This is a genomic window from Chryseobacterium scophthalmum (assembly GCF_900143185.1).
Lineage (GTDB): Bacteria > Bacteroidota > Bacteroidia > Flavobacteriales > Weeksellaceae > Chryseobacterium > Chryseobacterium scophthalmum.
In genome coordinates, this window is the sequence record NZ_FSRQ01000001.1 from 1,748,371 (window position 1) to 1,761,842 (window position 13,472).

The 13,472-nt window shown below is 33.4% G+C and carries 13 protein-coding genes; 7 read left to right on the forward strand and 6 right to left on the reverse strand.

The window, feature by feature from the left end:
* Nucleotides 1-333 precede the first annotated feature (333 nt).
* The 4 genes from BUR17_RS07845 (at nt 334) to BUR17_RS07860 (ending at nt 5,066) form a co-directional block, all read left to right on the forward strand.
* Nucleotides 334-1,146, forward strand: a complete 813-nt coding sequence (locus BUR17_RS07845) for a hypothetical protein (RefSeq protein WP_143747543.1) — start codon at nt 334-336, stop codon at nt 1,144-1,146.
* Between the two features lie 121 nt (nt 1,147-1,267).
* A complete protein-coding gene (locus BUR17_RS07850) occupies nt 1,268-1,942 on the forward strand; it encodes an SIMPL domain-containing protein (protein WP_074229749.1) in 675 nt (224 codons plus the stop codon).
* Nucleotides 1,943-2,082: 140 nt separating this feature from the next.
* The gene (locus BUR17_RS07855; protein ID WP_084550462.1) at nt 2,083-3,678 is read left to right on the forward strand and encodes a DUF4139 domain-containing protein; all 1,596 of its coding nucleotides are present in this window, start codon (nt 2,083-2,085) and stop codon (nt 3,676-3,678) included.
* Between the two features lie 194 nt (nt 3,679-3,872).
* Entirely contained in the window at nt 3,873-5,066 is a 1,194-nt protein-coding gene (locus tag BUR17_RS07860; RefSeq protein ID WP_074229751.1) for a vWA domain-containing protein, read from the forward strand.
* 285 nt (nt 5,067-5,351) lie between these two features.
* On the opposite strand, the gene BUR17_RS07865 is transcribed toward BUR17_RS07860, so the two are convergent.
* Entirely contained in the window at nt 5,352-6,557 is a 1,206-nt protein-coding gene (locus tag BUR17_RS07865; RefSeq protein WP_074229752.1) for an NAD(P)/FAD-dependent oxidoreductase, read from the reverse strand.
* A 111-nt stretch (nt 6,558-6,668) separates the two neighbouring features.
* Here BUR17_RS07865 and BUR17_RS07870 point away from each other — a divergent pair, with 111 nt between their 5' ends.
* Nucleotides 6,669-7,049 carry a SpoIIAA family protein gene (locus BUR17_RS07870; RefSeq protein WP_074229753.1) on the forward strand — a complete coding sequence of 127 codons (381 nt, stop codon included), beginning with the start codon at nt 6,669-6,671 and terminating at the stop codon, nt 7,047-7,049.
* A 34-nt stretch (nt 7,050-7,083) separates the two neighbouring features.
* Here the strand turns inward: BUR17_RS07870 and BUR17_RS07875 are convergent, their stop codons facing one another.
* Nucleotides 7,084-8,286 (reverse strand): MFS transporter, encoded by a 1,203-nt coding sequence (locus tag BUR17_RS07875; protein ID WP_074229754.1) that lies wholly within the window; start codon nt 8,284-8,286, stop codon nt 7,084-7,086.
* Between the two features lie 181 nt (nt 8,287-8,467).
* Nucleotides 8,468-9,334 carry a lipoyl synthase gene (gene lipA / locus BUR17_RS07880; RefSeq protein WP_066676133.1) on the reverse strand — a complete coding sequence of 289 codons (867 nt, stop codon included), beginning with the start codon at nt 9,332-9,334 and terminating at the stop codon, nt 8,468-8,470.
* 107 nt (nt 9,335-9,441) lie between these two features.
* Between lipA and BUR17_RS07885 the strand changes: the two genes are divergently transcribed.
* Nucleotides 9,442-10,074, forward strand: a complete 633-nt coding sequence (locus BUR17_RS07885; RefSeq protein WP_074229755.1) for a hypothetical protein — start codon at nt 9,442-9,444, stop codon at nt 10,072-10,074.
* Between the two features lie 49 nt (nt 10,075-10,123).
* Here BUR17_RS07885 and BUR17_RS07890 read toward each other — a convergent pair whose 3' ends face one another.
* On the reverse strand, nt 10,124-10,684 hold the full coding sequence (locus BUR17_RS07890) for an RNA polymerase sigma factor (RefSeq protein WP_074229756.1): 561 nt from the start codon (nt 10,682-10,684) through the stop codon (nt 10,124-10,126).
* Between the two features lie 220 nt (nt 10,685-10,904).
* On the opposite strand from BUR17_RS07890, the gene tyrS reads away from it, so the two are divergent.
* Nucleotides 10,905-12,200, forward strand: coding sequence for a tyrosine--tRNA ligase (tyrS, locus tag BUR17_RS07895; RefSeq protein WP_074229757.1), 1,296 nt, complete (start codon nt 10,905-10,907; stop codon nt 12,198-12,200).
* Between the two features lie 73 nt (nt 12,201-12,273).
* Here tyrS and BUR17_RS07900 read toward each other — a convergent pair whose 3' ends face one another.
* The gene (locus BUR17_RS07900; protein WP_074229758.1) at nt 12,274-12,687 is read right to left on the reverse strand and encodes a hypothetical protein; all 414 of its coding nucleotides are present in this window, start codon (nt 12,685-12,687) and stop codon (nt 12,274-12,276) included.
* Nucleotides 12,688-12,928: 241 nt separating this feature from the next.
* Nucleotides 12,929-13,345, reverse strand: coding sequence for an MmpS family transport accessory protein (locus BUR17_RS07905; protein ID WP_074229759.1), 417 nt, complete (start codon nt 13,343-13,345; stop codon nt 12,929-12,931).
* Nucleotides 13,346-13,472 lie beyond the last annotated feature (127 nt).

A 13,472-nucleotide genomic window follows, 5' to 3' on the forward strand; every position in this document is an offset into this window, starting at 1 on the left:
AAATTTAAATCAATATTTTTTAGACAAGCTCCTGTTTTTTGCGGTGTTTTTTTTCTGCAGTTTATTCTATTTTTTCCGTTGAGTTTTTTAAACGATTTCCAGTTAAAAATTACGGATTTTATTTTTAGTGATCTTACTGGTTTTATTTTAGAATTTTTATTCAATAAAAAGAATAGCAGAATAGATTACAGCTCAGATAGTTATTCGATGTTGGTGTTAATTATCATTTTATTTTTTACATCAATAATATTCAGTTCTCTTATCAAGAAAAAATGGACGAAACATTTCTTATTAATAACAGAATATGTTTGTGTAATTTACATTTCTGTTATATTGATAAAATACGGGGTTGATAAAATTTTTAAAGCTCAATTTCCCGCACCTGAACCGAATATTTTGTTTACAAGATTCGGAAATTTAGACAAAGATATTTTATTCTGGAGTACGATTGGAGCATCTAAAATTTATAACATCATCATTGGTTCAATTGAACTTTTTACAGGAGCTTTGTTGTTATTCAAGCGTACCCGATTTTTGGGATTATTATTGGCAATCATTAGTTTTAGTCAGATATTAATCATCAATATCAGTTTTGATATTTCTGTAAAATTATTTTCACTGATTTTACTTTTAATGAGCTTGTTTTTGGTCAGAAAAAGCGGATGGGAACTTATTCTAAAAATCATTAGTCTACCGAAAAAAACTTATTTTGACCAAACTTTATTTCTTCCGTATAAAACCTTTTTTAAGATTCTTATTTTAGGAACTGCATTTATAAAAATCGGAATACCATATTTCAATAATGATTTTGATGCAGAAAATAGAGATAATTCATTCAATTTAACGGGAGCTTATCAAGTAACTTCTTCCGAAAGTCCTTATCAATATTTATTTTTTCATAAAGACCAATATCTGATTTTCATGGAAAGATCTTCGGAAAAGATGACTTCTTTTCATTATGATATTTCTTTTGATCATCAAATTATCCTTCAAAATGAACAACATTGCATTTCCAAACATTTATTTGTAAAAAATAAAGACGGTTCTATTATTTTTTCTTTTAATCATCAAATGATTCATGCTAAACCTATTCAATACAAAAAAATGAATGTATTGCAGGATAGATTTCATTTTTTGGTTGATTGACCTTTCTTTCACCAAGTGAAAACTTCAGTTCACCAAGTCTTCAAAATTTCAGTTTCAAATCGTGGTAATTTTACTTTAGAAATTTAAAACAAGAAATTTTAAAATAATAAATACATACATTATGAAACTGAAACACCTTTTATTAGTAGGAATTTTTGCAGCAGGAAGTTTGATGAATGCGCAGGAAGTAAAGAAAAATGCAATTGAAGTAACGGGAGTTGCCGAAATGGAAGTAGAACCGGATGAGATCATCTTTAGCATCGGTATAAAAGCCGATAACAAAAATCAATTAGCAGACAGCGAAAAACTTTTATTTGAAACACTGAAAAACAACGGTGTAAAAAATGAAGACATCAAATTCAAATCGATGTACCAGAATTTATATTCGAAAACAACGAAGTTTAACAAGAGTTTTCAATTTAAAGTAAATGCGAAAACCAATGTGAGTAAGCTTTTCGAAGATTTAAACCAGAAATGGGTAAGCAATCTGAATATTGCAGAAATTAAAAACACAAAAATTGCAGATTTCAGAAAAACGGTTAAAATCAATGCACTAAAAGCGGCGAAAGAAAAAGCTGATTATCTCTTGGGAAGCATCAACAAAAAGACAGGAGATGCAATTGAGATTGTAGAAATTGAAGATTATATGAGTGATTCTATTCTTCCTGTTGCTTACAGAAGCAAAATGGCGAATGTACAGTTGGAAGCAGCCGACCAAAGTATCGATTATTCGTTCGACAACATCGAAAATTTCAAGCTGAAATACAGCATTAAAACAAAATACGAAATTCTTTAGTTTTTTAAGAGGCAGTCAGAAATGGCTGTCTTTTTTTCGCTTAAAAACTTCCACCAAGTGAAAACCTTAATTCACCAAGTCTTCAGATTTTCGGTGTTTAATCAAAGTAATTTTACTGTAGAACTTTAAAACAATAAACAATGCGACACTCTATTTTAATACTCATTTTGATGGTTTCGTTTTTTAAATCTCAGGAAATTAAAAAAGAAATCGACGTAAAACAAGCAACTGTATTTTTACAGGGCGCGAAAGTTTTCGGAAGCACAAACGTTACTCTTCAAAAAGGAAGAAATACTGTGAAAATTATTAACCTTCCGAATGATTTAGATGAAAATACTTACAAAATCAATCTTGAGAAAAACACTACCCTTTTATCAATCACTCCGCAAAGCAATTATCTTAAAAATGACGAACTGACCGATGGCGAAAAAAAACTGGATGATGAAAGAAAAAAAATTCAGAGACACGTCAATTTATTGAATATTCAAATTAAAAATCTGACGGGCGAACAAAATATCATTAATGACAATCTTAAAGTTTCAACCAACGATAAATCGACTCCGCAAGAACAGTTGATAAAACTGACTGAATTTTACAGAAAAAGAATGCTGGAAATCGATAATCAGGCTTTTCTTCTGACTGAACAAAAATCTACGCTTGATGAAAATATTGCCAAAATCAACAAGCAATTTTCTGAAGAACAGACTCATAAGACACAAAACAGAAAAGAATTAATTCTTGAAATTCTTGCCGAAAATGAAATGAATCTGAATCTTGGACTAAGTTATATCGTTTCCAATGCAGGTTGGGTTCCATCTTATGATTTGAGAGCTTTGTCTACGAAAAAACCTTTAGAAATTGTCTACAAAGGAAAAATCTACCAGAAAACCGGACAAGACTGGAACAATGTGAAACTTTTCGTGTCCACTTACAGACCTTCTTACAACCAAAACAGGCCAATTCTATCACCACTTTACGTCGCAGAATATACGGCTTACAATAATGAGGATGCAAAAGTAGGTTATATGCAAAAAGCGAAAGCAGAAATGTCGAATTCTTATCAAATGCGAGCGGAAGTTGCTGCACCAAGTCAGATTCCTGTTGCGACAGTTTCGGATAATCAGATGAACATTCTGTATGAATTGAATTATAATCAAACCATCGTAAGTCAGGAAAAAGAACAATATGTGATTTTAGATAAGAAAAATGTCGAGGCTAATTACAAATATCATACGGTTCCGAAACTGAACAATCAGGTTTTCTTAATGGCTTTTGTAAAAAACTGGCAAAATTTAAATCTTATTTCTGGAGAAGCAAATATTTATTTTGAAGATAATTATATCGGAAAAACCAATATTACAAGCAATTATGTAAAAGATGAATTCCCGATTTCTCTTGGTGTTGATGAAAGAATTGTGGTAAAACGCATCAAACTTGAAGATAAAACCGCTCAAAAATCTTTCAACTCCAATAAATTCGAAACAGAAGCTTACGAAATATCCATTAGAAACAACACGAAAGAAAATATTGAACTGGAGGTTTTAGACCAAATTCCATTAAGTGAAAATCAGAAAATCACAGTGAAAACTTTAAACATCGGCGACGGAGATTTTGATACTAAAACAGGAAGCATTCTTTGGAACAGAAAGATCAACAGCGGAGCTTCAGAAAAAATCAATTTCTCTTATGAAGTAAAATATCCGAAGGAAATGCAGATTCAGTATTACAGTAGATAGTTTCGAGATTCGAGTTACGAGATACGTGATTTATTATTCGAGGTTTTAGGTACGGGTTAAACAATTTGAGACTCGATGTTCATGTCTCAAATAATTAAACCCAGAAACCCGAAAAAAGTAAGTTGTTTTCTCGCATCTCGCATCCCGTATCTCGTAACTCGTAACAAAATAAAAAATCATTAAAAACATACAATATGAACACATTAAAAGTTTTAACAGTAACAGCAAGCGTATTCGCTTTTTTGAGTGCAGGAAAAATTTCAGATAACCGTTGCAGCAGCAAAGCCAACGAGAGAGAAATTGTAGAAAGTAACATTTCAAATCAGCCACAAATTTCGGTTTCAAAAGATAATAAAATTCAAGTTGCTTTGCTTTTGGATACTTCCAACAGTATGGATGGATTAATCGATCAGGCAAAGTCAAGACTTTGGAATATCGTCAATACGTTGACGACTTTAAAATACAACGGACAAGCGCCACAAGTGGAAATTGCTCTTTATGAATACGGAAATGATGGTTTAAAAGATGAAAATTACATCAGACAAGTAACTCCGTTGACGCAAGATTTAGATTTAGTTTCGGAAAAACTTTTTGCTTTAAGAACCAATGGCGGAAATGAATATTGCGGAGCGGTCATTCGTGATGCATCTGCCAATTTAAAATGGGACGGAAACGAGAAAAGCATGAAACTGATCTACATTGCCGGAAATGAACCTTTTGACCAAGGAAAAATTAGTTATAAAGATGTTATTTCTAAAGCTAAAACCAAAAACATTTACACGAATACGATTTTCTGCGGAAGCCGTGAAGAAGGCATTCAATCTCATTGGCAAAATGGAGCGAGCTTAGGAGACGGAAAATATTTTAATATCGACAGCGACCAAAAAGTGATTTATATTGAGACGCCTTATGATGTGAAAATTTCACAATACAATTCCAAGCTAAACGACACTTATATTTCTTACGGAAGTCGCGGTTCTGAAATGAAAAATAAGCAAACGACCCAAGATTCAAATGCAGAGATGCAATCTGCTTCGAATGCCGTTGAAAGAGCCGTAAGTAAATCGAAGAAAAACGCTTACAAAAACGATCATTGGGATTTGGTGGATAAAGTTGAAAAAGACAAAAGCTACATTTCATCAATAAAAGAAGACGAATTACCTTCTGAATTAAAAGGAAAAAGTAAAGATGAAATCAAAAAAATTGTTGCTCAAAAATCTGCAGACCGAGATAAAATTCAAAAAGAAATTGAAGTTCTCGCAAGAAAAAGACAGGAATTCATTGATATTGAAACCAAAAAACGAGGAAGTTCTGAAGGCGATGATCTAGGAAAAGCGATTGAAAGATCTATTGTGGAATTGGCAAAAAAGAACGGATATAGTTTTTAGTTTTGGGGTTCGGGTTTCGGGTTCCGGGATACGAGATTCGAGGTTTATTTTTTTGAAAAATTAATTGATGTCCGGAAGTCCCAAAGGGACGACTTAGTAAAGGATAGGATAAGATCCTATCAACAAAAATATTAAGTTTTTTATTCGGTTTTTAAAAGCAGCAAAAGAACTGGTCTCAAACACCAGTTCCGTGAAACAGTGATGTGAATGTTAGTATTGTTTATTTTGTTTTGGGGTTCGGCTTCGCCGAACCCCAAAATTTTTTCAGAAAAATTAGCTTCAAAATTATCTTCCAAATTTAAAATATTCAGAAAGTTGATGCGTTTCATTTTTCATAAAAGCGGAAGCCATTTCCATTCCGGTGACAGAAAAAGTAATTCCGTTTCCACCAAATCCTAAAACGAAATACGAGTTTTTGAAACCTTCATGAACGCCGATGTATGGAAGTCCGTCTTTCGTTTCACCAAAAGTTCCGGCCCATACAAAATCGGTGTAAAAATGGTAATCGGGTTTTATTCTTTTTAGATTTTTCAGAATTTCTTTTTCTTTTTTATTTAGTAAAGAGTCGCGTTTTTCGGGATTAGAAAAATCTTCGTCTCCACCACCGATTAGTAGTCTTTCGTCGTCTGTAGATCGCATATAAATATAAGGATCATCGGTATTCCAAACAAGAGTGTGTTCTATATTTTTAAATTTATCATTGTCAATTTCAGAAACTATGGCAAATGTACTTTTAAGATCTACGAAATGTTCTTTTATCATTGTTGAGCTTTCATAACCTACACAATAAATGATTTTTTTAGCTTTAATATTAAAACCATCAGTGGTTAATGCTAAATTATGATCTCGTAAATATTTCACCGATTTCATTTCTGTTTTATCAAAAACTTTTAAGCCTTTATTGACATTAAACCTCAGCAATTCATGAGCAAATTTAAACGCATCAATACTTGCACCTTGTTTAGATAAAATTCCACCGTACGTATTTTGAAATCCGAATTTTTCTTCAATATCTTCAATTCCGAGCCACGTCACATCAAATCCGGCTTTTCTTCGGGCTTCATATTCCTTTTCCAGCCAAATCGCATCTTTCTTTTTCGACGCAAAATATAAAGACTGCTTTCTCTTAAAACCAGATCGGGCTTTTATTTCTTTTGTCAGTTTTTCCAGGTCATCTATAGATTTTGAACAAGCTTTGTAACTTTCTACCGCACCTTTTTCGCCAATCATTTCAATCAATTCGTAAAGCGGAGTATCAATTTCATACTGCAACATCGAGGTTGTCGCTGAAGTGCTTCCATTGCAGATTTCACGTTTATCAATTAAAATGGTTTGATATCCGTCTTTTATCATTTGATGGGCAATAAGACTTCCTGTAATTCCGCCACCAATCACAAGAACATCACATTCTTCATCAGATTTCAGGGAAGGATAAGAAGATATTAAACCATTTTTTAAAAGCCAGAAAGGTTCGTTAGATTTCAAGTCCATAGTTTTATTTTCAAAATCTCAGCAATAATTGAGCCTTAAATGTACCTATTCATTAATTATGGTTTAATTATTGATAAAATAAAATCACCAAAACCATTTAAAATATAAATTATGATAACAATACTTAATGATGCTCCGGAAAATGTAGCAGCTTTCAATGCAACTGGTGAAGTAACCAGAGAAGATTTTGAGAATCTTGTCATTCCTTACGTGAAAAATAAAGTAGAACAATTTGATGAATTAAATTACCTCCTTTATCTGGATACCGATTTAAGCAATTTTACGATGGGAGCCTGGCTTCAGGATGCACTTTTAGGTATAAAAAATATTACCAAATGGAACAGAGCAGCCATTGTAACAGATGAAGAAGGAGTGCAGAATTTCACTGATATTTTTAGTGTTCTAATGCCGGGAGAATTTAAATCTTTTCCAAAAGAAAATCTCTACAACGCTTTGTATTGGTGTCAAAACGGGAACGAAGTTCATAAATAATTAACAAAAAAGAGAAGCAATTGCTTCTCTTTTTTTATTGGTCACAGGTAGCACATTCTACCGCTATTTCTTTTTCTTCTCCATCTGATGAACGGTACAGATAAAAATAAACAATACTAATAATTAACCCAATCACCGTCATCCCGACTCCTACAAGCGAAGGATAATTGTAAGATAAACCGTGTTCCAAGGGAATTCCACCTAAGAAAGCACCCATTGCATTTGCAATATTAAATGCGGCCTGCATAAAAGCAGCGGCCATCATTTCACTTTTTGGAGCAGCCTTCATCATCATGATATTAATCGGCGCCGCAATCGACATCGATAAAGCTCCGCAAATAAAGGTCAAAACCAACGAAATACTTTGATATTGAGAAAGGAAAAACACTCCTGCCAATGAAGTCATCATTAAAAACAATAACAATGAACACGTTTTTTCCGGACCCAATCTGTCTGAAAGAAAACCTCCTGCCAAATTTCCAACAACCATTCCTGCACCTGCAAGAATCATCACATAAGCCATATAACCGCTTTCAATTTTTGAAACCACCGTCATTAAAGGTGTGATGTAGCTAAACCAAGTGAACAATCCACCAAAACCGATTGCCGTAATCATTAAAACCAGCCACGATTGTTTCCCTTTCAAAAATTTTAATTCTTCCAAGAAATGACTGTCCTTCTTTTTTTCCATTGCAGGAAGCCAAAGTTTTAAAGCTAATAAAGTGGCAATCCCAATCACAGCAACAATTGCAAAATACCAACGCCAGTGAAATTCATGTCCGATGTAAGTTACCAAAGGAACCATCGCCAAATTGGCAACCGTTAATCCGGTAAACATTAATGAAATATACAATGCCTCTTTTCCTTTTCCTGCCATTCTTGATGCAACCACAGTTCCTACTCCGAAGAATGCACCGTGTGGTAAGCCAGACATAAATCTGATAATCAACATCGAATTATAATCAGGCGCAATAGCAGATAAGGCATTAAAAATTGTGAAAATCACCATTAAAGCAAGCAATACTTTTTTGGGTGGAAATTTTACGGAATACCCAATCAAAATGGGTGCTCCAATTACAACTCCCAAAGCATACGCTGCAATTAAATGACCAGCTTGCGGAATGGTAATCTGAAGTGTTTTTGCAATATCGGGAAGCAATCCCATAATCGTAAATTCTGTAGTTCCGATTGCCAAACCACCGATTGCCAAAGGCAAAATTCTTTTATCAAACATCATTAATCAATAATTATTTAAAGCAATTTTTTCATTGCTTCTTTTAAAAGCACAAAAGTAACTATAATTGGAAAGAAAATGTTGAAAGGGTTGATATAAATTTTATATCAGAACTATAATTAAATCAACTTAACCAATCTTTGAATCAAAAAAATCGCCTCAAAAAATGAAGCGATTTATATTTTTAATGAATATGTTTTTCTGCGTGGTAGGAACTTCTCACCAAAGGCGAACTTTCAACGTGTCTGAATCCTAAGCTTCTTGCAAAATCCCCGAATTCATCAAACTCTTCAGGAGTGATAAATTTCTTTACTGGAAGATGTTTTTTGGTCGGCTGTAAATATTGTCCCATTGTAATAACATCTACATTGGCATTTCTAATATCTTCAATGGTTTGGAATACCTCATCTTTTTCTTCACCTAAACCAAGCATCAATCCGGTTTTTGTTCTATTTTGTCCTGCTTCTTTTAAATATCTTAAAACTTCAAGACTTCTTTCATATTTCGCCTGAATTCTCACTTCTCTTGTCAAACGTTTTACCGTTTCCATATTGTGAGAAATTACTTCAGGAGCAACATCTACCAATCTGTCTAAGTGTTTTGTAAGGCCCTGGAAATCCGGAATCAAAGTCTCCATCGTTGTTCCAGGAGAAATTCTTCTTACTGCATTTACAGTTTCACCCCAAAGAATAGAACCCATATCTTTCAAATCGTCACGGTCAACAGAAGTTAAAACAGCGTGTTTGATCTTCATTAATTTAATTGAACGAGCCACTTTTTCAGGTTCATCCCAGTTTACATCCATTGGTTTTCCGGTTTTTACACCACAAAATCCACAACTTCTTGTACAGATATTTCCTAAAATCATGAAAGTTGCCGTTCCTTCTCCCCAACATTCACCCATATTTGGGCAGCTTCCACTTTGGCAAATTGTATTTAATTTATATTTATCAACCAAAGTTCTCAATTCTCTGTAATTCTTTCCGGTAGGAAGTTTTACACGAATCCATTTTGGTTTTTGAACGGTAGTATCTTGAACTAAATTCTCCATTTATCTCTCAAATTGAGGTTCAAAGTTAGTGATTTTTTTATCGAAACAATCAAAGACAGACATTGATGAAACAGATAATTTTGTAATTTTAAGATTCAATATTTGTTATGAAGACTACAGTTTGCTTTCTATCCATTATTTTCAGTACATTTTGTTTTGCTCAAAAAGAATTTCAACCAAAAGGCTCAACCGTTAATGAAACTGTTGACGGAGATTTGGATGGAGATAAAGTTCCGGAGAAAGTAATTGTTTATGATATTGCAACTAACAATGATTATGGAGACATTCGAGAAATTCAGATTTTGAAGAAAATCAATAATAAATGGACAATATTAGAAAAATCCCAAAAGGCAATTTTAAGAAGTAAAGATGGTGGAATGATGGGTGATCCTTATATGAGCACAACCATTGAAAAAGGTATTTTAAACATCACTCATTATGGAGGAAGCAGCTGGAAATGGGGAGGCACAGATAAATACAGATTTCAAAACGGACATTTTGAATTAATAGGATTTTCTTCAGAAGGCGGAAAACCAGAAGAATATTGGACTACCGTAGATTTTAATCTTTCAACCGGAAAACTAATTTTTAATAAAGAAGTTGTAAATACTAAAGAATACGGAAAATCTAAAAGCGAGATTTTCATTAAAAAAGGAATGAAAATTAATCTTCAAAACAGAAATCAAGAGAAGCAAAGAAAAATTATTCTTCCTAAAACGAAGGAAGATGTTTATTTGTAAACATTTTTCGGAAAAGCCTTGTCAAGGTTTTGAACCTTGACAAGGCTCATTAATTATCCTCAAACTCATTATTTTTCAACAGCTCAGCTAAAACTTTTTTCGCTCTCATTACACGAACTTTCGTATTAGCAACAGAAATCCCCAGTTCTTCAGCGATTTCTTTGATGCTTTTTTCTTCAAAGAATCTTAATCTGATAATATCCTGATAATTAACGTCTAAAGATTCGATAGTTTTGATGATTTTCTTTTGTTCTTCATCAGAAATCATCAGTTCTTCCGGAGATTTTGCATAATGATTTTTTACTTCATCCAGATTTTCGGTAGGATCTTGATTTTCACGGCTTTTTCTACGCCAGAAATCAATAATTGTATTTTGAGCGATCGTCAGAATCCAGGTTTTAAACTGAAAATGAGGATCATATAGATCGAGTTTCGATAAAACTTTTGAAAAAACATTTACCGTAATTTCATCCGCATCATTTTCGTCATGCACTTTCTTCATCACAAAAGAAAAAACATCTAACCAAAAAACATTGATCAGTTTAGTTTGTGCTTTCTGGTCTTTTTCCTTTGCTTTTTGGATGAGAGGAAATAATTGCTCGTCTTTCATTATTAACAAATATAATTGAATTTTGCTAATGAAACAATATGAGCTGGAAGTGGGATGATGGGTGTTGGAAGTTTACAACTTTGAAAACAGAGCTCAAAAAGCTTTAACAGCAATCTTGAATCTTTAAACTCGAAACTCGAAACATTGAACCGAAACTCGAAACCCGAAACTCAAGTGATTTTCTTATCTTTGCGTATTAAATTTTAAACTGAAAAAAATAATGAACTCTTTTATTGAAGAACTGAAATGGCGCGGTCTTTTTGCCGATATGATGCCCGGAACAGATGAACAACTGAATAAGGAAATGACAACTGCCTATATCGGTTTTGATCCTACCGCAGATTCTTTACATATCGGAAGTCTTATTCAGATTAAAATTCTGGCTCATTTTCAGCAGCATGGTCACAAACCTATCGCTTTGGTAGGTGGCGCAACAGGAATGATTGGTGACCCTTCAGGTAAATCTGCAGAGAGAAATCTTTTGGATGAATCAACCCTTTTACATTATGTTGACTGTTTGCAAAACCAACTTTCAAGATTTTTAAATTTTGATGGAAATGAAACCAACAAAGCAGAATTGGTCAACAATTACGACTGGATGAAAAATATTTCTTTCCTTGATTTTGCTAAAAATGTTGGAAAAAACATCACGGTCAACTACATGATGGCAAAAGATTCTGTAAAGAAAAGACTTTCAGGGGAAGCTGGTGTTGACGGAATGAGTTTTACAGAGTTTACTTATCAATTGATTCAAGGATATGATTTCCTTCATTTATATCAGAATAATGGTGTAAAACTTCAGATGGGAGGTTCTGACCAATGGGGAAATATCACTACAGGTACAGAATTAATCCGTAGAAAAGCACAGGGAGAAGCATTTGCATTGACTGTTCCTTTGATTACAAAAGCTGACGGTTCTAAATTTGGAAAATCTGAAAGCGGAGAAAATTATTGGTTAGACAAAAAGAAAACTTCACCTTATAAATTTTACCAGTTTTGGTTGAATGCAACTGATGATGATGCTGAAAGATTCATTAAATTCTATACCTTTTTAGGAAGAGAAGAAATTGAAGCTTTAGTTGAAGAGCACAAAACAGCTCCACATGAAAGAAAACTTCAAAAGAGATTAGCTGAAGAAGTTACGGTTTGGGTGCATGGAAGAGAAGAATACGAAAGAGCTTTGAAAGCTTCAGAAATTCTGTTTGGAAAATCTACTGCAGAAGATCTGGTAAGTCTTGATGAAGAAATTTTCTTAGAAATTTTTGACGGAGTTCCTCAGAAAGAAGTCGCTAAAGCGGATGTTTTAGGAATTAACATTGTTGATTTACTTTCAGAAAAATCAGGTTTCCTGAAATCTAAAAGTGAAGCAACAAGAGAATTAAAAGGAAACTCAATTTCTGTAAACAAAGAAAAGGTAAACGAAGTTTATACCGCAAACGAAACTGATTTGATTGACGGTAAATTCTTATTATTACAAAAAGGAAAGAAAAGTTACTTTATTGTAAAAGTGATTTAATCTTGAAAACATAAAAAATAATCCGACTCAGTTTTTGAGTCGGATTATTTTTTTTATAAAAGTGGATGATTTTTTAAAATGTATAACTTGTTGAAGCTGATAAAGTCATTCCGCTCGAAACACTTTCTTTTTTAAGCTGACCATCTACCCAAATCTGAACTTTCAAAGTAGACGCCGCATCCACTCCTGTTGCATTTACCACAACATTGGTATTATAAACTACGCCTTCTGCAGTGAGTTCCGGGCTCGTCCATGTTGTTCCGCTCAAACCAGTAACAGTAATAGGATTGCCGTCGATTCCGTAAACAGCTTTACTGATATTAACTCCGGATGAACCTTCTGCCTTGAAGACTACTTTTTGTGTCTTAATATCTTCAGAAGCATCATCATTATCTTTGCGACAAGATTCAACAAAACTCAAAACCATTACCGTGATTACAGCGACAAATAATCCTTTAAATACCTGATTCAATTTTATTTTTTTCATAAATTATTTTTGTTAATAGTATTCGGAATCTCTTGATTTAAGCATCCGCAAAGATATGATAGACTAAAAATACTGTCAATCCTCAAATTTAAAAAAAATATCCTACCCTATTTTAGATATTTTTCAGTTTTGCTTTTTCTAAAACTATTTTCATTAATGGCTATGAAAGAATACGATTTGTTCCATCAAAAAAAGTCCGGCTCAAAACTGAACCGGACTTTTTTTTCATCATTAGTTTATATTAGAATGTATGACTTGCTGAAGCAGATAAATACTGCCCGCTTGAAGTTCCTTCTTTTTTAAGTTCACCATCTACCCAGATCTGAACCTTCAAAGTAGAAGAAGTACTCGCTCCTACTGCATTTATTGCAACATTTGCGCTCATTGCCCCGGCTTCAGTAGTGATTTCCGGGCTTGACCATGTTGTTCCGCTTAAGCTGGTTGCAGTGGTAGGATTTCCATCGATTCCGTAAACAGCGATCTCAATATTACTTCCTGCAGATGCTTCTGCTTTGAAAACTACTTTATGTGTTTTGTTGGTTCCAGGAATATTGTCGTCGTCATCATTGCTGCACGATGTTACAAAGCCAAAAACCAACGCTGCCATCACCATTACAAATGAGCCTTTCAATACGTTTTTCAATTTCATTTTTTTCATAATTTCTCTTGTTAAATATTACTGTTAATTTTAATTTGTAATCTTTCTGATTTAGTACCTGCAAAGCTATGACTGTCTGAAAAGGCAATCAATCCTTAGAATTAAGGAAAATATTCTACCTAATTTT